Origin of the sequence: Roseateles hydrophilus (genome assembly GCF_026712245.1) — a bacterium.
Lineage (GTDB): Bacteria > Pseudomonadota > Gammaproteobacteria > Burkholderiales > Burkholderiaceae_C > Pelomonas > Pelomonas hydrophilus.
The window spans coordinates 1-24,538 of record NZ_JAPPUY010000008.1 but is presented as its reverse complement, the minus strand read 5'-3'; the positions used below and the strand labels follow the sequence as shown (position 1 = coordinate 24,538).

The 24,538-nt window shown below is 71.1% G+C and carries 23 protein-coding genes; 9 read left to right on the top strand and 14 right to left on the bottom strand.

From position 1 onward, the window contains the following. Window position 1: 1 nt before the first annotated feature. The 9 genes from NYO99_RS21145 to NYO99_RS21105 are packed head-to-tail and all read right to left on the bottom strand — an operon-like array spanning window position 2 to window position 9,601. Window positions 2-1,069, bottom strand: coding sequence for an acyltransferase family protein (locus NYO99_RS21145; RefSeq protein WP_268169279.1), 1,068 nt, complete (start codon window positions 1,067-1,069; stop codon window positions 2-4). Further along, window positions 1,066-2,211, bottom strand: a complete 1,146-nt coding sequence (locus tag NYO99_RS21140; protein ID WP_268169278.1) for a glycoside hydrolase family 18 protein — start codon at window positions 2,209-2,211, stop codon at window positions 1,066-1,068. Before NYO99_RS21140 ends, NYO99_RS21145 begins: the two co-directional genes overlap by 4 nt. Beyond that, a complete protein-coding gene (locus NYO99_RS21135) occupies window positions 2,208-3,068 on the bottom strand; it encodes a glycoside hydrolase family 16 protein (protein ID WP_268169277.1) in 861 nt (286 codons plus the stop codon). Before NYO99_RS21135 ends, NYO99_RS21140 begins: the two co-directional genes overlap by 4 nt. Then, the gene (locus NYO99_RS21130; protein WP_268169276.1) at window positions 3,065-4,384 is read right to left on the bottom strand and encodes an MFS transporter; all 1,320 of its coding nucleotides are present in this window, start codon (window positions 4,382-4,384) and stop codon (window positions 3,065-3,067) included. The genes NYO99_RS21135 and NYO99_RS21130 overlap by 4 nt, the downstream gene beginning before the upstream one ends. After that, entirely contained in the window at window positions 4,384-5,856 is a 1,473-nt protein-coding gene (gene nagZ, locus NYO99_RS21125) for a beta-N-acetylhexosaminidase (protein WP_268169275.1), read from the bottom strand. The genes NYO99_RS21130 and nagZ overlap by 1 nt, the downstream gene beginning before the upstream one ends. Window positions 5,857-5,858: 2 nt before the next feature. After that, window positions 5,859-6,893 (bottom strand): SIS domain-containing protein, encoded by a 1,035-nt coding sequence (locus NYO99_RS21120; RefSeq protein WP_268169274.1) that lies wholly within the window; start codon window positions 6,891-6,893, stop codon window positions 5,859-5,861. After that, entirely contained in the window at window positions 6,874-7,998 is a 1,125-nt protein-coding gene (nagA, locus tag NYO99_RS21115; RefSeq protein ID WP_268169273.1) for an N-acetylglucosamine-6-phosphate deacetylase, read from the bottom strand. The genes NYO99_RS21120 and nagA overlap by 20 nt, the downstream gene beginning before the upstream one ends. Beyond that, on the bottom strand, window positions 7,998-8,726 hold the full coding sequence (locus NYO99_RS21110; protein ID WP_268169272.1) for a GntR family transcriptional regulator: 729 nt from the start codon (window positions 8,724-8,726) through the stop codon (window positions 7,998-8,000). Before NYO99_RS21110 ends, nagA begins: the two co-directional genes overlap by 1 nt. Next, a complete protein-coding gene (locus NYO99_RS21105) occupies window positions 8,723-9,601 on the bottom strand; it encodes a glucosamine kinase nucleotide-binding domain-containing protein (protein ID WP_268169271.1) in 879 nt (292 codons plus the stop codon). The genes NYO99_RS21110 and NYO99_RS21105 overlap by 4 nt, the downstream gene beginning before the upstream one ends. A gap of 197 nt (window positions 9,602-9,798) precedes the next feature. Between NYO99_RS21105 and NYO99_RS21100 the strand changes: the two genes are divergently transcribed. Next, window positions 9,799-11,256: a GAF domain-containing protein gene (locus tag NYO99_RS21100; RefSeq protein ID WP_268169270.1), complete on the top strand. Its 1,458-nt coding sequence runs from the start codon at window positions 9,799-9,801 to the stop codon at window positions 11,254-11,256. Between the two features lie 322 nt (window positions 11,257-11,578). Here NYO99_RS21100 and NYO99_RS21095 read toward each other — a convergent pair whose 3' ends face one another. Both NYO99_RS21095 and NYO99_RS21090 read right to left on the bottom strand, forming a co-directional pair. Next, the gene (locus tag NYO99_RS21095) at window positions 11,579-12,343 is read right to left on the bottom strand and encodes a TIGR03915 family putative DNA repair protein (RefSeq protein WP_268169269.1); all 765 of its coding nucleotides are present in this window, start codon (window positions 12,341-12,343) and stop codon (window positions 11,579-11,581) included. Beyond that, window positions 12,343-13,596 (bottom strand): putative DNA modification/repair radical SAM protein, encoded by a 1,254-nt coding sequence (locus NYO99_RS21090; RefSeq protein WP_268169268.1) that lies wholly within the window; start codon window positions 13,594-13,596, stop codon window positions 12,343-12,345. The genes NYO99_RS21095 and NYO99_RS21090 overlap by 1 nt, the downstream gene beginning before the upstream one ends. Window positions 13,597-13,730: 134 nt before the next feature. Between NYO99_RS21090 and lplT the strand changes: the two genes are divergently transcribed. From lplT to NYO99_RS21070, 4 genes are read left to right on the top strand one after another with little or no spacing between them, the layout of a single operon-like run. Then, window positions 13,731-15,020, top strand: coding sequence for a lysophospholipid transporter LplT (gene lplT, locus NYO99_RS21085; protein WP_268169267.1), 1,290 nt, complete (start codon window positions 13,731-13,733; stop codon window positions 15,018-15,020). A 60-nt stretch (window positions 15,021-15,080) separates the two neighbouring features. Further along, window positions 15,081-15,479 carry a hypothetical protein gene (locus NYO99_RS21080; protein WP_268169266.1) on the top strand — a complete coding sequence of 133 codons (399 nt, stop codon included), beginning with the start codon at window positions 15,081-15,083 and terminating at the stop codon, window positions 15,477-15,479. 38 nt (window positions 15,480-15,517) lie between these two features. Next, entirely contained in the window at window positions 15,518-15,910 is a 393-nt protein-coding gene (locus tag NYO99_RS21075) for a VOC family protein (RefSeq protein WP_268169265.1), read from the top strand. 19 nt (window positions 15,911-15,929) lie between these two features. Continuing rightward, window positions 15,930-16,520 carry a GNAT family N-acetyltransferase gene (locus NYO99_RS21070; protein WP_268169264.1) on the top strand — a complete coding sequence of 197 codons (591 nt, stop codon included), beginning with the start codon at window positions 15,930-15,932 and terminating at the stop codon, window positions 16,518-16,520. Window positions 16,521-16,574: 54 nt separating this feature from the next. Here NYO99_RS21070 and NYO99_RS21065 read toward each other — a convergent pair whose 3' ends face one another. Beyond that, a complete protein-coding gene (locus NYO99_RS21065) occupies window positions 16,575-17,813 on the bottom strand; it encodes a glycosyltransferase family 4 protein (RefSeq protein ID WP_268169263.1) in 1,239 nt (412 codons plus the stop codon). A gap of 118 nt (window positions 17,814-17,931) precedes the next feature. Here NYO99_RS21065 and NYO99_RS21060 point away from each other — a divergent pair, with 118 nt between their 5' ends. The 3 genes from NYO99_RS21060 to asd all read left to right on the top strand — a co-directional run bounded on the left by NYO99_RS21060 (window position 17,932) and on the right by asd (window position 21,248). After that, window positions 17,932-18,558 (top strand): hypothetical protein, encoded by a 627-nt coding sequence (locus NYO99_RS21060; protein ID WP_268169262.1) that lies wholly within the window; start codon window positions 17,932-17,934, stop codon window positions 18,556-18,558. A gap of 135 nt (window positions 18,559-18,693) precedes the next feature. After that, entirely contained in the window at window positions 18,694-20,340 is a 1,647-nt protein-coding gene (locus tag NYO99_RS21055) for an aminotransferase class III-fold pyridoxal phosphate-dependent enzyme (protein ID WP_268169261.1), read from the top strand. 2 nt (window positions 20,341-20,342) lie between these two features. Beyond that, complete coding sequence (gene asd, locus NYO99_RS21050) at window positions 20,343-21,248, top strand: archaetidylserine decarboxylase (protein WP_268169260.1); 906 nt, start codon at window positions 20,343-20,345, stop codon at window positions 21,246-21,248. Here the strand turns inward: asd and NYO99_RS21045 are convergent. Beyond that, on the bottom strand, window positions 21,241-22,146 hold the full coding sequence (locus tag NYO99_RS21045; protein ID WP_268169259.1) for a UDP-2,3-diacylglucosamine diphosphatase: 906 nt from the start codon (window positions 22,144-22,146) through the stop codon (window positions 21,241-21,243). The genes asd and NYO99_RS21045 overlap by 8 nt on opposite strands. 54 nt (window positions 22,147-22,200) lie before the next feature. Beyond that, entirely contained in the window at window positions 22,201-23,229 is a 1,029-nt protein-coding gene (locus NYO99_RS21040) for an alpha/beta hydrolase family protein (protein ID WP_268169258.1), read from the bottom strand. A 102-nt stretch (window positions 23,230-23,331) separates the two neighbouring features. On the opposite strand from NYO99_RS21040, the gene NYO99_RS21035 reads away from it, so the two are divergent. After that, entirely contained in the window at window positions 23,332-24,315 is a 984-nt protein-coding gene (locus NYO99_RS21035) for a LysR family transcriptional regulator (RefSeq protein WP_268169257.1), read from the top strand. Window positions 24,316-24,538: the final 223 nt, after the last annotated feature.

Here is a 24,538-nt window from a genome sequence, read left to right as displayed (position 1 = left end):
GTCAGATCTTCCAGTACCAGCCGCGCCGGTCCAGCGCCCAGACGATCAGCGCCCACGGCGCGACGAAGGCCAGTGCGAAGGCCAGCGATTGCGCCTGCGCCCCCCACCACGCGCCCACCGGGCCGAACACGCCCGCGTACAGCGCCGGCATCCAGCCCGAGGCCGCCAACGCCACCGACGCCAGCCACGCGCCGGCATAGGCGCCGATGGCGTTCAGCCCGAAGGCCCGGCCCCACGGCCGGTGGCCGCGCACATCCACCCACACATGCGCAGCGGCCAGCGCCAGCGCCGCGAGGCCGCCGGTCCACAGCACGAAGGACGGCGTCCACAGCGCCTTGTTCCACGGCAGCCAGGCGGCCCACAGCCAGCCCGCCAGCGCCGCGCCCAGGCCGGTCAGCACCAGGGCCGGCACGCGGCCGCGCCGCAGCTGCTCGCCGCACACCAGGCCCAGCAGCGTGCTGGCCAGCGCGCCCAGCGTGGACAGCAGGCCCTCGGGATCGAAGGCGACGCCGGTCTGCGGGTGCCATTCATAGGCCAGCCGGCCCAGCACGGCCGTGTCCAGCCGCTGCTGCAGGCTGCCCAGCTTGTCCAGCGTCGCACTGCCCTGCAGCAGCGCGCCATAGCCCGCCAGCAGCAGCCCCAGCAGCAGCCACTGGCCACGCGCGCGCAGCAGCGTGGCCACCAGCCCCACGGCGATGAAGCACAGGCCGATGCGCTGCAACACGCCCAGCAGCCGGAACTCCGGCTTGGCCAGCCACCACCACGCCAGCCCATGCAGCACCAGGCCCAGGGCCAGGATGCGCAGCCCGCGCTGCACGGCGGCCGCCCGCAGCGGCCCCGGCGCCGCGCCGGCCTGCAGCCGCGGGCCCAGCGCCAGCGCGGTGGACACCCCGACGATGAACAGGAAGAACGGGAAGATCAGGTCCGTGGGCGTGCAGCCATGCCAGGCGGCGTGCTGCAGCGGCGCGTACACCGACCCCCAGTCGCCCGGGTTGTTGACCAGCAGCATGGCCGCCACGGCCAGGCCGCGCAGCGCATCCACCGATGCGATGCGGCGCGGCGCGCTCACGGTGCCGGGGATGCCATGGTGGCCATCGCGTCCAGGATCTCGCCGTTGTCCTGCGTCAGCTCCCACGCGAACACGCCGGCCAGGCCGGCCCGCTTCGCGAACGCGACCTTGGCGCGCACCGCGCGCGGGTCGTCGTAGCCCACGTACTTGCCGTCGCCCACCAGCGCCCAGGCCTGCGTGGCCTTGTCGAACACCGGCTTCAGGCCGCGGGCCTTCAGCGCGGCCACGTCCTTGTAGGGCACCGAGCCGTCGGCATTGGGCCAGGGCTTGGCGTAGCTGCCGTCGGCCTTCACGCCGTCAAAGGCGCGCGCATACATCGCGATGCCGGCCACCATCTTGGCCGCGGGCACGCCCTCGGCCAACAGGTCCGCAACGGACTTCTCCAGGCTGTCCGCGCCCGGCTTGCCGCTGCGCAGCGCCGTGTGGTGGGCGGCCTGGCGCGTCCAGGGGCCGGCGAAGTCGTAGGTCATCATGAACACCAGGTCCAGCGACTGCGCGGCCGGGCCCATGGGCATGCGGCGCAGCTGCTCCTGCGTGGTGTTGATGGCCACCGTCAGCGCATAGCGCCGGCCGGTCTCGCGGCCCAGCGCGTCCAGGCCCGCGCGCAGGTCCTGCAGCAGCTGCACGAAGTAGCCGCCGTCGGCCGGGCTGCCCAGCTGCACGCCGTTGGAGGCGCCGTTGTTGCCGGGGTGCTCCCAGTCGATGTCCAGGCCGTCGAAGCCCGGGTGGGCGCGCAGCCAGTCGGTACTGGCCTTCACGAAGGCGGCACGGCCGGCGGCGCTGGCGGCGAGGTGGAAGAACGGGTCCGACCCGCCCCAGCCGCCCACCGAGGCCAGCACCTGCACCTGCGGGTCGCGGGCCTTGAGGCGCTGGAAGGCGGCGGAGAACGTCGCCTGGTCGGCGTGCGGCGCAATGCTGAAGTTGGGCCGGCCGGCGCAGGCAGCGGCCTCTTCCTTGCGCTGGCCCTCGCCGCAGATCAGCAGGAAGGCATAGAGCAGGTGCGACACGCGGCCGGGCTGGAGGCGCTCGACCACCTCGACGCCGCGCTCGGCCAGGATGTAGGTGCCGACCACCGGCCGGGCGGCTTGCGCCTGCGCCAGGGATGCCGCCACGGCGAGCGCCGCGATCCAGAGCTTCTTCATAGGTTGCACTCGCTGGTGAGGCCCGCATCGGGCACGGTGTCGTGGCGCGCCACGCCCTGCTGGCGCAGCTGCTCGGCGCGGGCCTGCATGGCCTCGGGGGCGAGCGTGCGGCCGGCCTGGTGCAGCACCCAGTCCACGTCGAACGTGTAGGCGCGCGGCGCGCCGGCCACGGCACCGGCCGACAGCCAGTGGTTGAAGCTGATCGCCATGGGCTTGGCCGGCACGTTGCGGCCGGTGTGCTCGCCGAGCAGGCGGCCATTGACGTAATGCCGCGTGCGCGTGGCCTCCACCTGCACGGTCAGCAGCTGCCAGCCGTCGAAAGAGCCGGGCAGCTGCGAGGCCTGGTTGAACGGCTGGAAGGGCTGCACGCGCACGGTCTGCCAGCTGACGCCGTACAGCCGCGTGTCGGGGCTGCCCCAGCCGCCATGCGGCAGGTACTCGAAGTCGACCTCGCTGAAGTCGGGGTCGTAGTCATGCCGCAGCGGCCCGGCCAGGAAGAAGGCCTGCACGATGGGGTCGCGCGAACCCGGCGTGTCGCGCAGCCGCACGCGCGCCGAGGTCGTGCCGATGAGGAACTTGCGCGCCCCGCACAGCTGGGCCAGCGTGGTGTTGGCGGGCGTGCCGTCGGTGTCCAGCCGCAGCGTCAGCAGGCCGCCGTCCAGCGCCAGTTGCCCGGCCGAGAAGCGCGCGCCGGGCAGGCCGGGGTGGCCGCTGCCCTCGCGCAGCACCCAGCCGTTGGCGCGCAGCGCGTCGAGGTCTTTCTGCGAGAAGTCGTCGAAGAACTCGGCTGTCGACTGCGCACGCGCAGGCGCCGAGCACGCGGCCGCCAGGGCCAGCAGGGTCAGGGCTCGCTTCATGCGGCAGGCGCGCTCACGCGGCTGGACAGCGGCACCCACAGCAGCAGCAGCAAGGCCGGCACGCCGCACACCAGGGTCCACAGGAAGAAGTGCTGGTAGCCCATCGCGACCTGGATGTCGCCGCTGATGGTCTTGCTGAGGATGAAGCCCAGCTGCATGACGCCCGAGCCCAGCGCGTAGTGGGCCGTCTGGTAGCGGCCCGGGGCCACGACCTGCATGATGTACAGGATCATGCCGACGAAGCCGAAGCCGTAACCGGCCATCTCCAGGCCCACGGCGGCGCCGATGGTCCAGACCGAGGTCGGCATGGCCAGGCTCAGGCCCCAGAACACCGCGTTGGGGATGGCCATCGCGATCACCAGCACCGGCATCGCCCGCTTCAGGCCCAGCCAGGACGTGAAATAGCCGCCCAGGATGGAGCCCACCAGGAAGGCCGCCGTGCCCACCGTGCCGTACACGCCGCCCACCTGCTCGCTGGTCAGGCCCAGGCCGCCCCCACCGTCAGCCCTGCGTGCCTCGATAAGGAACAGCGGGCCGATGGTCTGCACCTGGCCCTCGGCCAGCCGGAAGATCACGATGAACAGCACCATCTGCCAGATGCCCGGCTTCTTCAGGAAGTCGGCCACGATCTCGGCCAGCTTCACCGGCTCGGCCGACACGCGCTCGGGGTTGGGCAGCGCCTTGGCGTTCCACGCCGCCAGCAGCGCCAGCAGGCCGGCCAGCATCACGAAGATCAGGCTCCAGGCGTTGAACACGCCCATGCTTGTCTCCAGCCGCCCGGCCAGCACCATCAGGCCGCCCAGCGTCAGGAACTTGGACGCATTGAAGAACGCGCCCTGCCACCCGGCGTAGGCAGCCTGGCGCTTCTCGTCCAGCGCGCCCATGTAGAGGCCGTCACAGGCGATGTCGTGCGTGGCCGACGCATAGGCCAGGAAGAACAGCACCGCGATGCTGAGCGCAAAGAAGTGGCTGGCCTGCAGCGCCACCGCCAGCAGCCCCAACCCCGCCGCGCCGCTGAACTGCATGGCCACGACCACCATCTTCTTGCTGCGCGCCAGCTCCACCAGCGGGCTCCACAGCGGCTTGAAGGCCCAGGCCAGGCCGATCAGGCCGGTCCAGCGGGCGATCTGGTCGTTGGCCACGCCCATCTGCTTGAACATCAGGCCGGCAATCAGCATGACGACGAAGAACTGCAGGCCCTGCACGAAGTACAGGCTGGGAATCCAGCGCATGGGGCTGGACGGCACTGCAGACTGCGGGGCCGCGGCGTCGAGCGTCACGGCCGAGGCCTGGGTCGGGTGGGCGGCGTGGGTCATCACTGCAGTCCTTGCGGCGCGCGGCCGGTCGCTTGGGTCTTGCCTTCCAGCCAGGCGCGCAGGCCGGCCAGCGCGCCGGGCGCGAAGCCCCAGGTCAGCACGGTCGGGCCGTGCACGTCCAGCGCCTGGTAGGGGTTCCACAGCGACAGGTGCAGGTCGGGCCGCCACTCGCTGGCGGTCAGGCCGTAGCGCGCGCGGCGCGTGGACACCAGCACGTTGAGCCGGCCGTCCTTGGGCACCGTGGCCCAGTCCAGCTGCGCGATGTCGTCCACCATCTGCACCTGGGCATCGGTGAAGGCCTCGAACAGCGCGACGGCCTGGCGACCCGTGGGGCCGGCCTCGGAGACCATGTCAGTGGGCACGTCGCCCTGCACGATGACGCGGATGGGCGCGTTCAGCGCAGGCGGCGTGGCGCCACGCAGCGCGGTCAGGCCGGCGGCCCAGGCCTCGCTCATCAGCGCGTGGTCGGCCGCGCGGGCGGCGCTGTCGTCCACCGCGCGCGCCGGGTAGGCGGCAGCCAGCTCGTCCAGCCTTGCATTGGCCACCTCGCCCTGGTGCGCCGTCAACGCACCGCTGGCGAAGGCTTCGCGCAACGCGTTGATGGCCACCAGCTGCTCGGCTGGCGAGCCCTGGGCCAGCACCATGTCGGCGCCGGCCTGCAGCGCCATGACGGCCGAGCGCGCATAGCCGAAGCGCTCGGCCACGGCCTTCATCATCAGCGCGTCGGTGATGACGACGCCGTCATAGCCCCAGTCGCCGCGCAGGATGCCGCCGATCAGCGCGGGCGACAGCGTGGCCGGGCGCTCGGGGTCGATCTGCGGGTAGACGATGTGGGCCGTCATCATGGCCGGTGCCTGGCCTGCCAGCGCCTTGAACGGCGCCAGCTCCAGCGCGTTGAGCTCGGCGCGGCTCTTGTCCACCGTGGGCAGCGCGTGGTGCGAGTCCACATGCGTGTCGCCGTGGCCGGGGAAGTGCTTCACGCAGCAGGCCACGCCCTCGCGCAGCGAGCCGCGCATCCACGCAGAGGCCAAACGGCTCACTTCAACGGGGTCATTGGAGAAGCTGCGCTCGCCGATGACCGGGTTGGCCGGGTTGTTGTTGACGTCCAGCACCGGCGCGAAGTTCCAGTTGATGCCCAGCGACTTCAGCCCGCGCGCCACTGCTGCACCCACGGCCTCGGCACGGTCAGCGCCGCCGCTGGCGCCCAGCGCCATGGCCGACGGCGGCTGCGGCAGGAAGGTCACGCGCACGACGGCGCCGCCCTCCTGATCGATGCCGATCAGGGCGTCGGGGCCCAGCACCTCGATCAGGTCGCGCATCAGCGTGCGCACCTCGGCCTCGGTGCCGATGTTCTTGCGGAACAGGCAGACGGCGCGGATGTGCTGCTCACGCAGGAAGGTGGCGGTCTCGGCGTCAAGCGTCTTGCCGGGGATGTCCACCATCACCAGGCGGCCGGGGTCGAAGTTACTCATGGTCAGTGCGTCTTGGTGACTTTGGCGAGGTTGGGCGGGACATCCGGGTTGAAGCCGCGCGCACGCGCCAGCGCCTCGACCATGGGATAGAAGCTCTGCACGAGGGCGATGGGGTCGAGGTCCTCGTTGCCCGTCGTCACCAGCGGCAGCATCTGCACACCGGCCGGGCACGACGTGCCCAGCGGCGCGGCCAGCAGCACGCGGCCGCCGCGGGCGCTCATCTCCTCGGCGATCGCCAGCAGGCCGGCCTGGGCCGGGCCGCGCGGCGCGAACACCAGCAGCGGGTAGCCGTTGCGCACCAGCGCCATTGGGCCGTGCTTGACCTCGGCGCCGGAGAAAGCCTCGGCCTGGATGCCGCAGGTTTCCTTGAGCTTGAGCGCCGCTTCCATCGCGACGGCCAGGCCCGTGCCGCGGCCCAGCACGAACAGGCGGTCCGCGTCCTGCAGCGCCGGCACGGCCGCGCTCCAGTCCAGCTGGCTGGCCTGCTCCAGCGCGACGGGCAGCACGTTCAGCGCGGCGCGCAGCGCGTCGTCCTGCTGCCAGGCAGCCACGACGCGCGCGCCGGCCACCAGCTGAGCGATGTAGCTCTTGGTGGCGGCCACACTCTTCTCGGGGCCGGCATGCAGCTCGAACACATGCTCGGCCGCGGCGGCCAGCGGCGAACCGCTGGCGTTGACGAAGGCCACCGTGCGCGCGCCACCGGCACGGAAGAACTGCGTCGGCGCGATCAGGTCGGGGCTCTGGCCCGACTGCGAGAACGCCAGCGACAGCAGGCCCTCGCAGTGGATGCGGCTCTGGTACAGCGTGATCAGCGACATGGGCAGCGACGTGACCAGCCGGCCCAGGCGCGCCATGACGAGATAGGCCAGGTAATGCGCCGCGTGGTCGGAGCTGCCGCGCGCAATCGTCAGCACGCTGGTGGGCGGCACCTCCTGCAGGGCCTGGCCCAGGCGGGCGTAACTCAGCGGGTCGGCCGCCAGCTGGCGGGCCACCACGTCAGGCGCACTCAGCGCCTCCTCAAGCATCAGCGACGACATCGATCTCTTCACCTTCCACAAACACACGCTGCAGGGCCAGCCCCGCATTCATCACCACCACATCGGCCCACGCGCCCTCGGCGAGGCGCCCGCGGTCCCACAAGCCCAGGTAGTCCGCCGCGATGGTGGACACGCGCCGCACCGCATCGGGCAGCGACAGGCCCAGGTGCTGCACGAGGTTGCGCAGCGCCTGGTCCATGGTCAGTGCGCTGCCGGCCAGCGTGCCGTCGGCCAGGCGCACGCCGCCCAGGCACTTCTGCACCTTGTGCTCGCCCAGGCGGTACTCGCCATCGGGCATGCCGGCTGCGGCCGTCGAGTCGGTCACGCAGAACAGGTGGGGAATGCAGCGCAGCGCGGTGCGGATGGCGCCGGGGTGCACGTGCAAGAGGTCGGGGATGAGCTCGGCATGCTCGCCATGCGCGAGTGCCGCGCCCACCATGCCGGGCTCGCGGTGATGCAGGCCCGTCATGGCGTTGAAGAGGTGGGTGAAGCCGGACGCGCCCGCGTTCAGCGCGGCCACGCCGTCCTCGTAGCTGCCGTTGCTGTGGCCGATCTGCACGCGGATGCCGGCGTCGCGCAGCGGCCCGATCAACGCGAGGTGGCCGGCCATCTCGGGCGCGATGGTCAGCACCTTGATGGGCGCGATCTCGCTCAGGCGCAGCACCTCGGCCAGCGTCGCGGGGATGGCGTAGGCCGGCTGCGCGCCCAGCCGCCCGGGGCTGATGTAGGGGCCTTCCAGGTGCACGCCCAGCACGCGGGCCGACTGCGCGCCGCGCTCGCGGCACACCGGGCCCAGCGCCCGCAGCGCCGTCTCGATGTCGCCGACCGGGGCGGTCATCGTCGTGGCCAGCAGGCCGGTCGTGCCGTGGCGCACATGGCGGCGTGCAATGGCCTCGATGGCGTCGCCCCCCTCCATCGTGTCGCGGCCGCCGCCGCCGTGCACATGCACGTCGATGAAGCCCGGCAGCAGCACCGGCCGGCCGCCCTCGCCCGCCCTCGCCGCATCGACGGGCACGCCCGCGATGGCGGCGATGCGCCCCTGCGCGATGTGCAGCTGCCCCTGGATGACGCCTTGTGGCGTGACGATGTCGCCTTCGAGTTTCATCAGTCGCGGCGCATTTCTGCGACGAAGTCGTAGTAGTCGCTGCGGCAGTAGGAATGCGTCAGCTCGACGGCCTGGCCCGAGGCCAGGTAGCCCACCCGCGTGATGAACAGCACGGCTGCGCCTAACGGCACTTCCAGCAGACCAGCGAGCTTGGCGTCGGCGTTCAGCGCGCGGATGTGCTGCAGCGCGCGCACCGGCGCGCGCTCGCCGAGGTGGGTGTAGAGGGACGCCTCGACCTTCTGCGGGTCGGGCAGCACGCTCTGCGGCAGCACGCTCACCTCGTAGGCCATGACCACCGAGTCCGCCAGGCGCAGCCGCTCCAGCCGCGCGACGCGCTCGCCGCTCTTGAGCTCCAGCGACAGCTGCTCGTCCGGCGCCGCCGGCGTGAAGCCGCGCAGCAGCCAGCGCGAGCCTGGCACGAAGCCGCGCTGGTGCAGCTCTTCGGAGAAGCTGGTCAGGCGCGTCAGCGGCTGCTCCAGCTTGGGCGCGATGTAGTTGCCCGAGCCGCGCTTGCGGATGATGAGGCCCTGCTCCACGAGCCGGTCGATGGCCTTGCGCGCGGTCACGCGCGACAGCTCCAGCTGCTCGGCCAGCACACGCTCGCTGGGCAGCGCCTCGTCGGCATGGAACACGCCGTCACGGATGGCCGTCGCCAGGCTCTGCGCCAGTTGCATATACAAGGGCGACGCGGCGTTCGGGTCCGCCTTGAAATCAAAGACAGCACTCATGCGGGGTTCTTCTGTTGTTGGATCAGCCAGAGCGCGCCGGCCACGGCGTCGCCCTGGGGTTCGACACGGCGCGCCTGCAGCGCCGGGCTGAGCCGGTCAGCCAGGCGCAGCGCGATGCTGCCGGCCAGCGCCAGCGGCAAGGTGGGATGGAGGGCGACGGCCAGCGCGTCCAGCGCGCGGGCGGCGGCGTCCAGCAGCGCCGCGGCGGCGGGGTCGCTGGCCTCGTTCTCGAAGACCAGGCGCGCCAGGCTGGCGTAGCCGCCCTGCCCGGCCTGCGCGCAGAACGCCAGCAGGTCCTCGCGGCGGGTGCCGGCCACGGCGCCAACGCTGTCAGCCAGTGCGCCGCGCGGTGCGCGGCCATCGAAGGCGGCGTGGGCCAGCTTCATGGCCTGCTGGCCCAGCCAGGCGCCACTGCCCTCGTCGCCGATCTGCCAGCCCCAGCCGCCCGTCATGCGGTGCGAGCCGTCAGGCAGCAGCGCCTCGGCCACCGAGCCCGTGCCCGAGATCAGCAGCCCGCCCGGCTCGCCACCATGGGCGCCCAGCAGGCCGGCAAAGCCGTCGGTGACCAGCGCGAACCGCGCCACGCCCGGATCGGCCGCCAAGAAGCCTTGCAACTGCGCCGGCACGCCCGTGCCCGACAGGCCCAGGCCCAGCGCACAATCCTGCAGCTGCAAGCCCGCCACGCCGGCGCCCGCGATGGCCTCGGCGATGTGCCGCCAGGCCTGGTCGACCCCCTGGTTCAGCGCCGAAGCCCCGGCTTCGCCGCGCCCCAGGATGCGCCCCTCGGCATCGGCCACCAGCGCACGCGTGCTGGTGCCGCCGCCGTCAATGCCCACCCACCAGCGCACGGGCCGGCCGGAGTCACGGGAGGTCACGAGAGAGGGATCGAGAGCAAGCGGCATGGTCGACAGGAAGCAGTCGATACCACTCTAATACCAACAACCAGGGGCGTCAATTGGTTTTAAACTGGTCTACAACCTTGCGCCCCACGGCGTCGCATCGCCCGCTGGCCGGGGATGGGACGGCTCTCGGATGAACAAGAATACCAGTGAGAAACCAACCTGAGCCCGCCGTGTTCACCCTGCAACCTGCCGCCAGCGACGCGCTGGCCGACCTGCTCAGCCGCATCGCCCGTGTGGCCCGGCGCCACCCGCCGCTGGCCGACCGGCTGCTGGAGCGCCTGAGCGCGCTGGCCTTCGAGGCTGGCGACACGGCGGCGGGCGCGGACGCGCTGTACGCCCGCTTCGGCCTGCTGGAGCCGCGCGGCCGCGCGCTGGAGCTGCTGCCCGCGCTGGAGCAGGCCGGCGCGCTGGCGGCGGCCGGCCACTTCCCCATCCAGGCCGCCCGCGTCTGCGAGGCGCTGGGGCGCATTGCCTACCAGCAGGGCGAGTACCAGCTGGCCACCGAGCAGTGGTCACGCGCGCTCGATTTGTCGGAAGTCAACGGCCACCTGCAGACCGGCGTGGCGGCACGCATCGGCCTGGGCCAGATCCACTACGCGCAGGCCGACTGGGCCCGCGGCCTGCGCCAGATGCGTGATGCGGCCGAGCACCTGGCCAGCCATGACGACAGCTACCTCGCAGCCAAGCTGGCACTGAACATCGGCGTGGGCAGCTTCGAGACCGGTGACCTGCCGGCCGCGGAGCGCCACTTCAGCCACGGCCTGGCGGCCGCGCGGCGCGGCAGCCACCGCGTGTTCGAGGCCGAGGCGCACTGGCACCTGGCGCGCGCGGCGCTGGCCCGCCAGCGCATGGACTGGGCCGTGGCCGACTGCCGGCTGGCGCTGGACATCGCCGCTCGCCAGGGCTACCCCTGGCTGGAGGCCGCCGCCAGCCGCACATGGACGGAGATCGCGCTGGCCCGTGGCGACAACGCGGCCGCCGTGCGCTCCACGCGCCACGGCCTGCAGCTCGCGCAACGCATCCAGGCCCGCGCCCAGGCCCGCCAGGCCCACCTGCAGCTGGCCGAGCTGCTGCAGGCCCAGGGCGACGCCGCCGGCGCGCTGGACCACCTGTGGCAACACCTGGCCCTGCAGTCCGAGATCAAGCGCCTGTCGCTGCCGGCGCGCACGACGCTGGCCGCCCCGCCCGCCGATGAGGCCGGCGCCCCCGTGACGCCCGAGGAGCTACTGCTGCAGCTGAGCGGCCAGCGCCAGCGCCTGGCCACGCTGCCGCCCACCGAGGCGCTGGCCGAGCTCAAGGCCGCCAGCGTGCGCATCCTGGGTCTGGCCAGCGTGGTGCGCTGGACGCTGGGCCCCGGCGGGCTGACCGCCGCCGACCACCCGCGCTACCTCGACCTGCTGCACCGCCACGGCACGCCGCTGGCCCTGCCCGACGCGGCGCTGCACCCCTGCCACGCCGAGCTGGCCGGCCTCGCCGGCGCGGCCGAGGCGCGCATCGAGGTGCCGCTGTACGACGGCGCCCAGCTGGCCGGCGCGCTGTGGCTGGTGGACGCCCGCCCCACGCGCGCCTGGACGCGCCAGGAGCTGCTGATCGCCAGCCAGCTCGGGCTGCTGTTCGAAAGAACTTGAAGCCCCTCACCCGGTCTTGCCTCGCTGGACGCGGGCAAGTCCAGTCAGAGGTTGAGAGTTTTTTGGCCGTGCCAGAAAGGCGCGTCAAAGCGCCCTCGAACGAGGCGCAAAGCGCAGCCATAGCTCGGGCTATGGCGAGCATTTGCAACAACGGGCGAGGGCGTTTTGGCGTGCAAGGCGGGCATGGGTGAAAGACTCTCAGCCTCTCAGTCCCCCGTGGGGACGGCGATGCTTGCGGCATCGAGCCGCAAGCACATCACCATGAGGGCCGGCTTGGGGCGGCCCGGCGCTCGGCCCAAAACTCCGACCTCTGCCGAAGCGGTCAAACGCCGCGCATGCGCCCCTCGCGCCGCGGGGCGTCGCGGACCAGCTCGCTGATGAGCTGCGTCTCCGGCATCTGCGCCCAGTAGCGCACCGGCATCTCCTTCTTCATCATCGACAGCTTGAGCCGCGCCGGGTTGAAGATGCTGCGGTAGTAGGTCAGCCACAGCGCCTCGCCGGCATCGGCGGGCGGGGCGTCCTCGCGGCGCGCGGGACCGGCGCCGCTGAGGCGCTGGCCGTCCCAGTGCAGGCAGCCACGCGGCGTCAGGATGGCCCAGGCGTGCTGCGCAAACCGCTTCACGAAGAACGGCGCCGCGGCGCGCAGCACGTGGTGGGCCGGCTCGAACCAGGCCACATGGCGGCAGCCGCCGGGCGCGCTGTCGTCGGCCACCTCGCGAAAGCGCACGAAGGCGTGGGTCTTGTGGATCTCGCGGCTGACCTGCCGGGCCAACGACTGCAGGTGGCGCCGGTCGGCGTCCAGCCGGTCGTCCCACAGGCCGGGCTGCTGCTGCAGGCGGCGCGCAAACGCGAGCAGGCGGGCGTAGCGGTCGTCGTCGGCGTGCATGGCCACCAGGCGGCCCAGCGCGTCCCAGCCCTCGGGCGGGTGCCAGGGCGCGCGCGAGGGCGGCGGCACGGCGTCGTCACCGAACAGCGCAGCCTGGGCGCCGACGTCATGCGTCCAGCCGGCCGAGGCCCCGGCGAGCAGCGCGGGCAACTGGGCGGCGAAGCCGGGCCAGTCGGCGGGGTGACGCAGCGGCACGTCCATCAGAACAGCGACGCCTGTTGCGGCACGGCGGCCGGCCTGCGCAGGGCCTGCAGGTCGGCGGGCTGGGGCCGGTGGTCCACCGCAACGACGAAGGGCAGCGCCTTGCGCGCCAGCGGGCCCAGCGCCAGCAGGTCGGCGCGGCGCAGCCGGCGGTGCTGGCGGGCGGCCAGCAGCTTGTCCACCGAGCCCACGCCCAGGCCCGGCACGCGCAGCAGCTGCTCGCGCGGCGCGCGGTCCACGTCCAGCGGGAACTGCGCCGGGTGGGCCAGCGCCCAGGCCAGCTTGGGGTCGTGCTGCAGCGACAGGAAGCCGGCCTCGGTGACGATCTCGTCGGCCCGGAAACCGTAGAAGCGCAGCAGCCAGTCGGCCTGGTAGAGCCGGTGCTCGCGCAGCAGCGGCGCGGCCTGGGCCGGCAGCGCGCGGCTGGCATGCGGGATGGGGCTGTAGGCCGAGTAGTAGACGCGCCGCAGGCCCTGGCCCGTGTAGAGCCGGCTGGACAGCTGCAGCACGGTGCGGTCGTCCGACGCATCGGCGCCGACGATGAGCTGCGTGCTCTGCCCGGCCGGCGCAAAGCGCGGCGGCGGCGCCGTGCGGGCCGCCGCGCCGGGCAGCGCGCGCACGGCCTGAGCCTCGCGTTTGGCCTCGCGCGCGGCCTGCAGCCGCAGGTGGATGCGCGACATCGTGCGCTCGATGCCGGCGGCGTTCTTCTCCGGCGCCAGCTGCTGCAGGCTCTGCGCGCTGGGCAGCTCGACGTTGATGGACAGCCGGTCGGCATAGCGGCCGGCGCGCTCCACCAGCTCGGGCGATGCATCAGGGATGGTCTTCAGGTGGATGTAGCCCTTGAAGTGCTCGTCCTCGCGCAGCCGGCGGGCGACCTCGATGACCTGCTCCATCGTGTAGTCGGGCGTGCGGATGATGCCGCTGGACAGGAACAGCCCCTCAATGACGTTGCGCCGGTAGAAGGACAGCGTCAGCTGCACCACCTCGTCGATGCTGAAGCGCGCGCGCTTCACGTCGCTGCTCTGGCGGTTGATGCAGTAAAGGCAGTCGTAGACGCACCAGTTGGTCAGCAGCACCTTGAGCAGCGAGATGCAGCGGCCGTCGGGCGCGTAGGCGTGGCAGATGCCGCTGCCGGTGGTGGAGCCGATGCCTTTGCCGTCGCGCGAGTCGCGGCGGTCGCCGCCGCTGCTGGCGCAGGAGGCGTCGTACTTGGCGGCGTCGGCCAGGATGGCGAGCTTGTCCTGTACTTGCATGCCGGAACTGTAATTGCATACAGCATTTCCACAGATGCTCGGGGGGCTTGCGCCGGCCCCAGCCACCCGGCGGTCACGGCCTTGTCACCGGCTTTCATCGCGGGTTCATGCGCCGCCGCGACAGTGCGCCGAACGTGCCTGCCACCACCGCCACCACCTCGCCCAGGGCCTGTGCCCGGCCCGCGCTGCCCCAGGGCTTCGGCCTCGTCATCGGCGCGCAGTTCGCGTCGGCGCTGGCCGACAACGCGCTGCTCATCGTCGCCATTGCACTGCTGATCGAGCAGGGCTTCGCGGCCTGGTGGGCGCCGCTGCTGAAGGTGGGCTTCATGGCGGCCTATGTCGTGCTGGCGCCATGGGTGGGCCCGCTGGCCGACGCCTTCGCCAAGGGCCGCGTGATGGCGGCGATGAACCTCGTCAAGATGGCAGGCTTGGCGCTGCTGGTGCTGGGCCTGCACCCGGTGGCGGCGCTGGCCGTCGTGGGCCTGGGCGCGGCGGCCTATGCGCCGGCCAAGTACGGCCTCATCACCGAGCTCGCCGCGCCCGAGGCGCTGGTGAAGGCCAATGGCTGGATCGAGATCACCGTGGTGTCGGCCGCGCTGCTGGGCGCGGTGCTGGGCGGGGCGCTGGTGAGCCCCGCGTGGCTGGGGTCAGACCTTGCCCGGCTGTGCGATGGGCTGCAACTGCCTGCCGACAAGCTGACCGGCTCGCTGGCCGCACTGCTGGCGATCTACGCGCTGTCCAGCCTGCTGAATGCCGGCATCCCGGACAGCGGCCGCCGCCAGCGCAGCGCAGCGCACGACCCGGCCACGCTGCTGCGCGAATTCCGCGCCGCGAATCGCACGCTGTGGCACGACCGCGAGGGCGGCCTGTCGCTGGCCGCGACGACGCTGTTCTGGGGCGTGGGCGCCACGCTGCAGTTCGCCGTCTTGCGCTGGGCCGGCGAGGCGCTGCGCCTGCCGCTGAGCCAGGCCGCCTACCTGCAGGCGGCGGTGGCCGTGGGCGTCATCGCCGGTGCGGCGGCGGCCGGGCGCTGGCTGGCGCTGCATCAGGCCCGGCACGGCCTGTGGGCCGGCGTGGCGCTGGGGCTGTTGATGCCGGTGGTCGCGCAGATCGACGACGTGGCCACGGCGGCCCTGATGCTGGCCCTGGTGGGCGCCGTGGGCGGCGCGATGGTGGTGCCGCTGAACGCGCTGCTGCAACACCGCGGCGCCACGCTGCTGAGCGCCGGCCGCTCGATTGCCGTGCAGGGCTTCAACGAGAACCTCAGCGTGCTGGTGATGCTGGCGGCCTACGCCGGCTGCGAGGCGGCCGGCGTGCCCATCGCGGCGACGCTCAGCGGGCTGGGGCTGCTGGTGGGCGGAGCGATCGCAGTGTTGATCCGCCTGGACGCCCGGCGCCGGCAACGATCACCGCGCCTGTTGTGAGCGCGCGGCGCTGTTGAGGCTGTGATGCGGGCATAGTGCGGGCACTCTGAAGCCTGTCACATGCGCGCAACCAAGGATCGCCGCCGCTTAGGCGCTGTCGCCATCGGCACGTTGATCGGCTCGTGGCTCAGCATTCGCCTGCAGTTCGGAACTCAGGTATCGCCCTACGTCACGGAAGAATTGGCGCTGCTCGGCTTGGCATTGGTGGCCAGCCTCTTGCTGCTGGCTGCGCTGGTTCCCGCGACGTGGCTTGTGGAGCGACTCGGGACTGATCATGCCGCCACCGCGATTTCTCTGATCGCGGCTCTGCTGTCGACGGCGCTCGGCCTCTGGATCTACGTGGGCCTGCTTCATCGGCCTTTCGCCCTGACGTTGGCGCGCGACTGGCCCGGCGTCTTGTGCTTCGGCTTCGGTGGGGCTGGCTATGCTGCCGCGTATGTTTGGCAGCGACGCCCCTGACGTTCTCTGTCGCGCGCCTCGGACCACATCGAACCCTCATGCAAGAAAGCCCGATGGCTGCGGCCGTTCTTTACGCGAAAGACCTCAGCTTGGTCAGCGCGTTCTATTCGGCCGTCGCGGGTCTGGCCATCACCGAGTCTGAACCTGGTCACGTGGCCATGCAGGCTCATGGCTTCCAGTTGATCGTGGTCGCCGTTCCGCCGCACATCGCAGCAAGCATTCAGGTTCAAGCGCCTCCCATCCGTCGCGACGACACACCCATCAAGCTGGTCTTCTTTGTACGCAGCATCGAAGCGGCCTCGGCTCAGGCTGCGCAGCTGGGTGGTCAGATGAATCCCATCGAGCAGTCGTGGCAGTTTCACGGTGCCACCGTGCTTGATGGACATGATCCGGAAGGCAACGTGTTTCAACTTCGACAAGGCGCGCGCTGAGCGGCGCAGGCTGGCTGTCATGCAAGCAGTGCTGCTGCCCCAAGAGTTCCCTGGCGGCCGACTCCGGCGGATGCGGCCGGAGGATCTCGCCGCGTTCCAGGCCTATCGCGCGCTGCCCGAACTCGGGCGCTATCAGGGGTGGTCGCCGATGTCCGACGCCGACGCCCTGGCCTTCCTTACCGACGTGCATCGTGCGCCGCTCTTCACGCCGGGCCATTGGGTGCAACTCGGGATCGCCGAGCCGGAGACGGATGCGCTGGTCGGCGACATCGGCCTGTATCTGTCGGACGACGGCTGCGCCGGCGAAGTCGGCTTCACGCTGCAGCCGGCCGCCCAGGGGCGTGGCCTCGCCACGCTCGCTGTGCGCCAGGCGCTTCGACTGCTCTTCTCGGCGACCCGCGCCACCCACGTTGTCGGCATTACCGATGCACGGAATCTGCCAAGCATCCGGCTGCTCGAGCGCCTGGGTTTCGCGTTCGTCGAGAGCCGTCAGGTCGTGTTCCGCGGCGAGCCCTGCACGGAACACGTGTATGCGCTGGCGCGCCATGAGGACTCCCGAGAAGCGCCCGCCAGCCGGGAGGCGCCCCTGGGCGCTTCCGCAAGGCCCTGATCGGACGAGCACTGCTGGGAGCCGGCGCACTCGCAGGCGCCCGGCCCGACGCGCTCAGCCCGCCGGCTGCAAGCGGCCCAGGCTGACGCGGGGCTCGGTGCGCGCGATGGCAGCCTCCAGCACGCCCTCGAAGCGAGCCGTGATGTCGGCCCAATCCAGCCGCCGCGCCGTGGCGCGCGCAGCGTCGGCCGCCGCGCGCCGCGCATCTGCATCCAGTGCCGCGACGCGTGTGGCCGCGACGAAATCGGCCTCGCGGCCCGGCCCGGCCAACCAGCCGTTGACGCCGCTGCGGATCAGCTCACCCGCCGCCGCACTCTCGAACGCAACGACAGCACAGCCGCTGGCCATCGCCTCGGTCGTCACGTTGCCGAAGGTCTCGGTCAGGCTGGCGAACAGGAACAGGTCCAGCCCGGCGTAGTGCGCGGCGAGGTCGTCGCCGCTGCGCGAGCCGGCAAACACGGCATCGGGCGCGCGGGCCGCCAGTTCGGCGCGCATGGGGCCGTCGCCAATGAACACGAGGCGCGCGCGCGGCTGCAGGGCCTTGACGGCGTCGTAGGCGGCGAGGACGACGCCGAGATTCTTCTCGGGCGCCAGCCGGCCGACGTAGCCCAGCACCAGGTCGTCGGGCCCGGCGCCCCAGCTGGCGCGCATCGCGTCGCTGCGGCGCGCCGGGTCGAAGCGCTGCGTGTCCACGCCGCGGCCCACCACCGTGAGCCGCTCAAAACCGCGTTCGGTCAGCAGCGCGCGCATGGCCTCGGTCGGCACCATGGTGGCATCGCAGCGGTTATGGAACTTGCGCAGATAGCCCATGATGGGCTTGGCGAAAAGGCCCAGGCGGTAGTGCTTGCCGTAGGCGTGGAAGTTGGTGCGGTAGTCCGACGTGACCGGCAGCGACAGGTGCTGCGCCGCCTGCAGCGCCGACCAGCCCAGCGGCCCCTCGGTGGCGATGTGCACAACATCGGGCCGCTTCAGCGACCACAGCTTCACCAGTGCGCGCTTGCTCGGCACGCCCATGCGCAGGTTGGGGTACAGCGGCACGGGCAGGCCCTTGGTGAGCACCTCGTCGATCGCGGGCACACCGCTGCCGGCGGTGTCCATGCGCGCCGGCTGGCGGGGCCGGATCAACTGCACATCATGGTTGCGGCGGTTGAGCCCATCGACGACGCGCGCCATCGACATGGCGACGCCGTTGACCTCAGGCGGGTAGGTCTCGGTCACCACCGCGAGCCGGCGCGAGTGGCGCGGCGCGGGCAGGTCGTCGACCAGGATGTCGTCGGCGTCGGGGGTGTTCATGGCGCGCATGGTCAGCGCCGCGTGCAACAACACGATGACAACCGGGCCGTCACGGCGTTTTCACGCACGCCCCCCACCATCCGGCCCGCATTCCACCCCAACATGAGGACGGGACGACGTGAACGAGTTCTTCCAAACCCTGAAGACGCAGCGCTGGGACGACCACCGCTACTACCACCACAGCCGCATCAACCAGAGCCTGCACCTGATCAGCGCGCTGAGTTTCCTGGTGTCCTACGGCCTGGTGTTCGTGAACCCGGCCTGGGCGGCGCTGCTGGCCTGGTGCGTGTCGATGACGACGCGCCAGGCAGGCCACTTCTTCTTCGAACCGCGCGGCTACGACCACGTGAACCAGGCCACCGACGAGCACAAGGAAGAGATCAAGGTGGGCTACAACATCCGCCGCAAGATCATCCTGCTGGCGGTGTGGGTGGCGCTGCCCGCGGTGCTATGGGTGTTCCCGTCGCTGGGCGGGCTGATTGAACCGGCCACCGACACGCGCGGCTTCATCGAGGACGTGGGCATGGCCTGGTTCTGCCTGGGTGTGACGGGCCTGGTGTTCCGCGTGGTGCAGCTGTGGATCACGCAGAACCTGATGCAGGGCCTGGCCTGGGGCTTCAAGATCATCACCGACCCCTTCCACGACGTGCTGCTGTACTGGAAGTCGCCGCTGTACCTGCTGCGCGGCCAGTTGATCGACCCCATGGAACATGTGCATGCCCCTCGCCCAGGCTTGCACGGCTGAACGCCGGCAACCCTGGTCGGTCCCCCGAGGGGACGGCGATGCATGCGGCATCGGGCCGCATGCACATCGCCCGCGGGCCGGCTTGGGAGCGGCCCAGCGCTCGGCCCCCGGTTGAAACTCAGCGAGCACCTATCCATGGACGAAACCCTCACCCTCTCAGCGCTGGCCCTGGGCGCGCTGGCGCTGCTGCCAGCCGCCAAGCGGCGCATCGAGCTGTCGCGCGCCAAGCACCGCTCGCTGGCCGGCCACTCGCGCATGGCCAAGCGGCTGGCGCGCTGGGTGCCGGGCTATGCCTACGACGAGGCGCAGTTCTTCGGCGTGGACGGCGCGCCCGCCGACGTCGCCGCGCAGCGCAAGGCTGCATTGCAGCGGCTGGGCGCCGAGTTCGACACGCGCTTCGCGAAGACGCTGGCGGCCACCGAGCAGGCGCGCGACGCGATCTCCGACCTCAAGTTCACCGGCCGCTACCGCGTGCCCTTCCAGTTCAGCCCGGTGCTGCGCGAGCACCTCAAGGTGGGCGCCTTCCTGCAGGCCAGCTCCGGCGTGCACGTCGAGGACCTGGACGGCAACCGGCTGATGGACCTGACCGGCTCCTACGGCGTCAACGTGCTGGGCTATGACGCGTACAAGGCCTGCATCGATGAGGCCGTGGCCGCCGCACGCGAGCTTGGCCCCGTGCTGGGCGCCTATCACCCCTGCGTGCTGGATGTGCTGGACCGGCTGAAGGCCATCTCCGGCCAGGACGAGGTGAGCTTCCACATGAGCGGCACCGAGGCCGTCATGCAGGCCGTGCGGCTGGCGCGTTATCACACGAAGAAGAAGCGCCTGGTGCGCTTTGCCGGCGCTTACCACGGCTGGTGGGAGGACGTGCAGCCCGGCCCCGGCAATCCGCTGCCGCCGCGCGAGACCTTCACGCTGCAGGACATGGCCGAGCGGTCTCTCAAGGTGCTGGCCACGCGGCGCGACATCGCCTGCGTGCTGGTGAACCCGCTGCAGGCGCTGCACCCCAACGTCAACGCGCCGGGCGACTCCAGCCTCATCGACGGCAGCCGGCGCGCGGCCTACGACCGCGAGGCGTACACGGCCTGGCTGAAGCGCCTGCGCGAGGTGTGCACGGCGCGCGGCATCGTGCTGATCTTCGACGAGGTGTTTGTCGGCTTCCGCCTCGCGCCCGGCGGCGCGCAGCAGTACTTCGGCGTGAAGGCCGACCTCGTCACCTACGGCAAGACACTGGGCGGTGGCCTGCCCGTGGGCGTGGTGTGCGGCCCGCGCGCGCTGATGCAGCGCTACCGCGACGACCGCCCCGCCGACATCTGTTTTGCGCGCGGCACCTTCAACGCGCACCCCTACGTCGTGGCCGCGATGGCGGCCTTCCTGAAGCGCCTCGAGCGCCCCGAGGTGAAGGCGCTGTATGACGGCCTGGATGAGCGCTGGAATGCACGCTGTGCGCAGTTCAACGCGCGGCTGCAGGCTGCAGGCGCGCCCGTGCGCATGGCCAACCTGTCGACGATCTGGACGGTGACCTACACCCAGCCGGGCCGCTATCACTGGATGCTGCAGTTCTACCTGCGCAAGCACGGCCTCGCGCTGAGCTGGGTGGGCACGGGCCGGCTGATCTTCAGCCTGAACTACGGCGACGCCGAGTTCGCCGAGGCCATGGACCGCTTCGTCGCCGCCTGCGACGAGATGCGGGCCGACGGTTGGTGGTGGACGGCGCCCGAACTGACGGGCAAGGCCATCCGCCGCGGCGTGTTCCGCGAGATGCTTTCCCACAAGTTCTGACGATGAAGAGCCAAGACGCAGCGCCGGCCCTGGACGACGGCGTGAAGGACAGCCGAGGCTGGCTGGCCCGCCTCGGCGCACAGGAAGACCTGAACTTCCTGCTCACCAACCGCATCCCGCGCATCGCTGCGACGCGGCTGATGGGCCGCATCGCCAACATCGAGAGCCCGCTGTTCACGCGGCTGGCGATCCGTGTGTGGCAGCTGTTCACACCACTCGACCTGCGCGAGGCCAAGCGGCAGCACTTCACGTCCATCAAGGACTGCTTCACGCGCGAGCTGAAGGACGGCGCCCGCGTGTTCGACGCCCGGCCCGACGTGTTTGCCAGCCCCTGCGACGCCATCGTCGGCGCGATGGGCACGGTGCAGCAGGGGCAGGTCTACCAGGCCAAGGGCTTCCCGTACGCCACGGCCGAGCTGTTCGGCCCGACGCAGGACGCCAGCGCCTTCGAGGGCGGCCGCTTCATCACGCTGCGGCTCACGTCGGTGATGTACCACCGCTTCCACGCGCCCGCCGACGGCACCGTGGAGCACGTGACCTACCTCAGCGGCGACACCTGGAACGTGAACCCCGTGGCGCTCAAGCGCGTGGAGCGGCTGTTCTGCCGCAACGAGCGCGCCGTGGTGCGCATGCGGCTGGCTGGCGGGCAACCGGTCGCGCTGGTGCCCGTGGCTGCCGTGCTGGTGGCCAGCATCCGGCTGCACTGGCTGAACGTGCTGCTGCACCACGGCCACCGCGGCGCGCACGAGATGCCCTGCGCGGCGCCGCATGTGAAGGGCCAGGAGATGGGCTGGTTCGAGCACGGCTCCACCATCATCGTCTTCGTGCCCAAGGGTTTCGAGCTGGCCGAAGGCATTGCCACCGGCGCACAGATCCGCGCCGGCCAGGCGCTGCTGAAGTTCAGCTGAGAGCCGACTCCGGCTCGGCCGCCGCAGCGGCCGCGGCCGGCACGGGGACTGGCACCGGCAACACCGCTGGCTTGGCCTTGCCGCCTGCGGGCAACATGCCCGGCAGCGCCGCCTCGTCGCCGCGGTCGATGATCTCCAGCCGGCCGTCGAAGTGCTCGACCAGCGCCGTCAGGCTCTCCACCCAGTCACCGTCGTTGCAGTACAGCACGCCGTCGATCTCGCGGATCTCCGCATGGTGGATGTGGCCGCAGACCACACCATGCGCGCCGCGCTTCTTGGCCTCGCGGGCCACGGCGTTCTCGAACTCGTTGATGTAGCTGACCGCGCGCTTGACCTTGTGCTTCAGGTAGCGCGACAGGCTCCAGTACGGCAGGCCGCACTTGGCGCGGATGCGGTTGAACCAACGGTTGACCTTGAGCGTGAACTCGTAGGCCAGATCGCCCGCGATGGCCAGCCAGCGCGCGCACTGGATGACGCCGTCGTACAGGTCGCCATGCGTGATCCACAGCTTCTTGCCGTCGGCCGTCACGTGCATGGCCTCATCCAGCACGTCCACACCGCCGAAGTTGTGCGTCACGTACTTGCGCGCGAACTCGTCGTGGTTGCCGGGGATGAAGACCACCCGCGTGCCCTTGCGCGCCTTGCGCAGCAGCTTCTGCACGACGTCGTTGTGCGCCTGCGGCCAGTACCAGCTGCGGCGCAGCTGCCAGCCATCGATGATGTCACCGACGAGGTAGAGCGTCTCGCACTCCACGTCGCGCAGGAAGTCCAGCAGCGCCTTGGCCTGGCAACCGGGCGTGCCCAGGTGCAGGTCGGAAATCCAGACGGTGCGCACCGACAACGTGGGCCGTTCGGTGCCGGCGTCAGCGGCGTCGTGAGGGTCTTGCGGCGTCGGCATGGCCGGCATGCTGCCGGCCCGTCATGACGCCGCCGTGAACGTGTTGCGCGCGGCTCAGCCCGCCGACAAGCGCGCCGCCAGCCGCGGCGTGGCGGCTTCGATGGGCGCCATCAAGCGGGGCCACAACTGCGCGCCGAGATCGCGGCGGAACGGGCCGAAGTGCTCGATTCTGCTCACGCCTAGGTCTGCCGGCGCGACGACATGCCGCTGCACCCGCGCCGCCTTGAACTGCGCGGCCAGCGCGTCCACCGCCGCGGCCGGGCCGAAGAGGTGGTCGTCCGTGATGCTCCACAGATGCACGGCGCCGGGGAAGTGGTCGTAGGCCCGCTCGCGCGCCAGCGTCTCGTCACCGAACAGGAAGCCCGGTGTGCGGCCCCAGGCCGCCCACTCCAGCGCGGCGCCAGCAGGCAGGTCCTGCGCGCGTGGGCCCAGCAAGCGGCCCGGTGCATGGCCCAGCAGCCGCACCAGCACCGGCAGCATCCAGTGGAAGAACACCCAGGCCTGCACACGCGCGAAGCCCGACCAGTGCCCCAGGTAGGCCACCTGCGCCGCCACGCCCAGCACGGCATCCACCTTGTCGGCGAAGCCCGGTACCAGCCCGACGGCGTTGCCGCCCAGCGAATGTCCCACCCACAACAGCCCCACATCGCACTGCTGGCGGTTGGCCTCCTCGCGGCGACGCCGGTCCGCCGCATGCAGCGCGGCAGCCATGTCCAGCCGCGCCCAGTCGCGCAGCCGCACGTCCTCACCCGGCTGCAGCGCTTCGCGCGAGGCGGCAATGCCTCGGTAGTCAAAACTCAGCACGGCATAGCCGCGGCGCGCCAGCCAGTCGGCGAAATACCGGTAGTAGCTGGCCGGCACCGCCGTTGCTGCGCCGATAACAGCCACCGCCTTGACGCCCACAGCCGACGGCGGCTCGAACCACTGCGCCGCCAGCAAGCGCCCGTCACTGCAGCGCAACTGCGTGGACATCTGGCGCGCCGCCCACGCGTCGTCGGCTTGGGGTTCGGCGCGGTCGCAAGAAGCGCCGTATGGGATGGGCGACGACCGGGCATCGGTGGGCGTCAGAGGCAAGGTGGACATGGAACTAGCTCGATGCGGTGCCCTTGCGGCACCTGGGCAGGCAGTCTAGATTGGCAACTTTTGAGGCGGTAGATCGTCTCCGCTCGCCAGATCGTCAATCAAATGTCTACAAAACCCAGCCCACCCCTCGGCATCGGACGCCGCCGCCAGACCGCCGCCGAGGAGGCGCTCGATGCCAACGCGCTGGAGCTGTTCGCCCGCATTGCACAGGCCGGCAGCTTCGCGCAGGCCGCCCGCGACCTCGGGCTGACCCGCGCTGCCATCAGCCGCCGCATCGCGGCCATCGAGGCGGCGGTCGGGCTGACGTTGTTCGCTCGCAGCACCCGCAGCCTGGGCCTGACCGAGGCCGGACGCAGGCTGCACACCCGTGCGCGCGCCGTTCGCGACGCCGCAGAGAGCGCCCGGCTGGCGTTGCGCCACACGCGCGACCAGCTGGACGGCACGTTGCGCATCAGCGCGACAGCCAGCTTTGGTCGGCACGTACTCGCGCCTCTACTGGCGCGCTTTCAGGCGCAGCACCCGGCGGTGCGATACGAGTTGTTCTTCACAGATCGCCGCGTTGACCTGCTGCGCGAGGGCGTGGATATCGCTTTCCGCCTCACCAGCACACCGCCGGATGCTTGGGTCGCGCAGCCGGTTCTGCAATTTGAGGTTCGCGCCTACGGCGCCAACAGCACAGCAGCACTACAGCGCCCGCTAGACCTAGCGAACCTCCCCATCCTGCTCCTTGGCCAGGGCGAGGAGCCGTTTGCCAGCCAATGGCAACACCACGACGGCAGGCGCGACCACGTCATCCTGCAAGCGGCGGCCTGGGGCAGCGATCTGGACGGGCTGGTCGCACTTGCCCGGCATGGCGCTGGCGTTGTAGTCGCGCCTGACTTCGCAGTGGAGCCCGTCCTCGGACTTGAGCGAGGTGCCATGCCAGAAGCGCACGGCACGCCCGCGCTGCGGAACCTGTTACCAGGCTGGCAATTGCTGATGGGGCTGCACACCGTGCAAGCACTGACGCTACCGCTCCCTGCCGGCTCAGAGACTGCACGCGCGCTGGTGCGTTTCGTTCGGGATTCACTGCAACAGCGAGGCTAGGCGCAACGCACAGGCATTTGCGCATCCATCGCGCCCATGCCCGTCAGCCCTTCGGCATTTACAGCCCTTTGCTGCGTCTGCTGAGTTTGCTACGTTTGTTCCCCAAAAGCAAAACCCCCACCAGTTTTCACTGATGGGGGTTGGCTTTGAATAATAGCCTGACGATGACCTACTTTCACACGGGAATCCGCACTATCATCGGCGCTGACTCGTTTCACTGTCC

What these genes read in the sequence shown, in the direction of transcription:
- NYO99_RS21055 (WP_268169261.1), top strand. Translation starts at nt 18,694, where the DNA reads ATGGACGAAACCCTCACCCTCTCAGCGCTGGCCCTGGGCGCGCTGGCG.
- NYO99_RS21140 (WP_268169278.1), bottom strand. Translation starts at nt 2,211, where the DNA reads ATGAAGAAGCTCTGGATCGCGGCGCTCGCCGTGGCGGCATCCCTGGCG.
- NYO99_RS21080 (WP_268169266.1), top strand. Translation starts at nt 15,081, where the DNA reads ATGCGCGCAACCAAGGATCGCCGCCGCTTAGGCGCTGTCGCCATCGGC.
- NYO99_RS21070 (WP_268169264.1), top strand. Translation starts at nt 15,930, where the DNA reads ATGCAAGCAGTGCTGCTGCCCCAAGAGTTCCCTGGCGGCCGACTCCGG.
- NYO99_RS21065 (WP_268169263.1), bottom strand. Translation starts at nt 17,813, where the DNA reads ATGAACACCCCCGACGCCGACGACATCCTGGTCGACGACCTGCCCGCG.
- asd (WP_268169260.1), top strand. Translation starts at nt 20,343, where the DNA reads ATGAAGAGCCAAGACGCAGCGCCGGCCCTGGACGACGGCGTGAAGGAC.
- NYO99_RS21120 (WP_268169274.1), bottom strand. Translation starts at nt 6,893, where the DNA reads ATGTCGTCGCTGATGCTTGAGGAGGCGCTGAGTGCGCCTGACGTGGTG.
- NYO99_RS21045 (WP_268169259.1), bottom strand. Translation starts at nt 22,146, where the DNA reads ATGCCGACGCCGCAAGACCCTCACGACGCCGCTGACGCCGGCACCGAA.
- NYO99_RS21095 (WP_268169269.1), bottom strand. Translation starts at nt 12,343, where the DNA reads ATGGACGTGCCGCTGCGTCACCCCGCCGACTGGCCCGGCTTCGCCGCC.
- NYO99_RS21110 (WP_268169272.1), bottom strand. Translation starts at nt 8,726, where the DNA reads ATGAGTGCTGTCTTTGATTTCAAGGCGGACCCGAACGCCGCGTCGCCC.
- NYO99_RS21075 (WP_268169265.1), top strand. Translation starts at nt 15,518, where the DNA reads ATGCAAGAAAGCCCGATGGCTGCGGCCGTTCTTTACGCGAAAGACCTC.
- NYO99_RS21040 (WP_268169258.1), bottom strand. Translation starts at nt 23,229, where the DNA reads ATGTCCACCTTGCCTCTGACGCCCACCGATGCCCGGTCGTCGCCCATC.
- NYO99_RS21135 (WP_268169277.1), bottom strand. Translation starts at nt 3,068, where the DNA reads ATGAAGCGAGCCCTGACCCTGCTGGCCCTGGCGGCCGCGTGCTCGGCG.
- NYO99_RS21130 (WP_268169276.1), bottom strand. Translation starts at nt 4,384, where the DNA reads ATGACCCACGCCGCCCACCCGACCCAGGCCTCGGCCGTGACGCTCGAC.
- NYO99_RS21090 (WP_268169268.1), bottom strand. Translation starts at nt 13,596, where the DNA reads ATGCAAGTACAGGACAAGCTCGCCATCCTGGCCGACGCCGCCAAGTAC.
- nagZ (WP_268169275.1), bottom strand. Translation starts at nt 5,856, where the DNA reads ATGAGTAACTTCGACCCCGGCCGCCTGGTGATGGTGGACATCCCCGGC.
- nagA (WP_268169273.1), bottom strand. Translation starts at nt 7,998, where the DNA reads ATGAAACTCGAAGGCGACATCGTCACGCCACAAGGCGTCATCCAGGGG.
- NYO99_RS21035 (WP_268169257.1), top strand. Translation starts at nt 23,332, where the DNA reads ATGTCTACAAAACCCAGCCCACCCCTCGGCATCGGACGCCGCCGCCAG.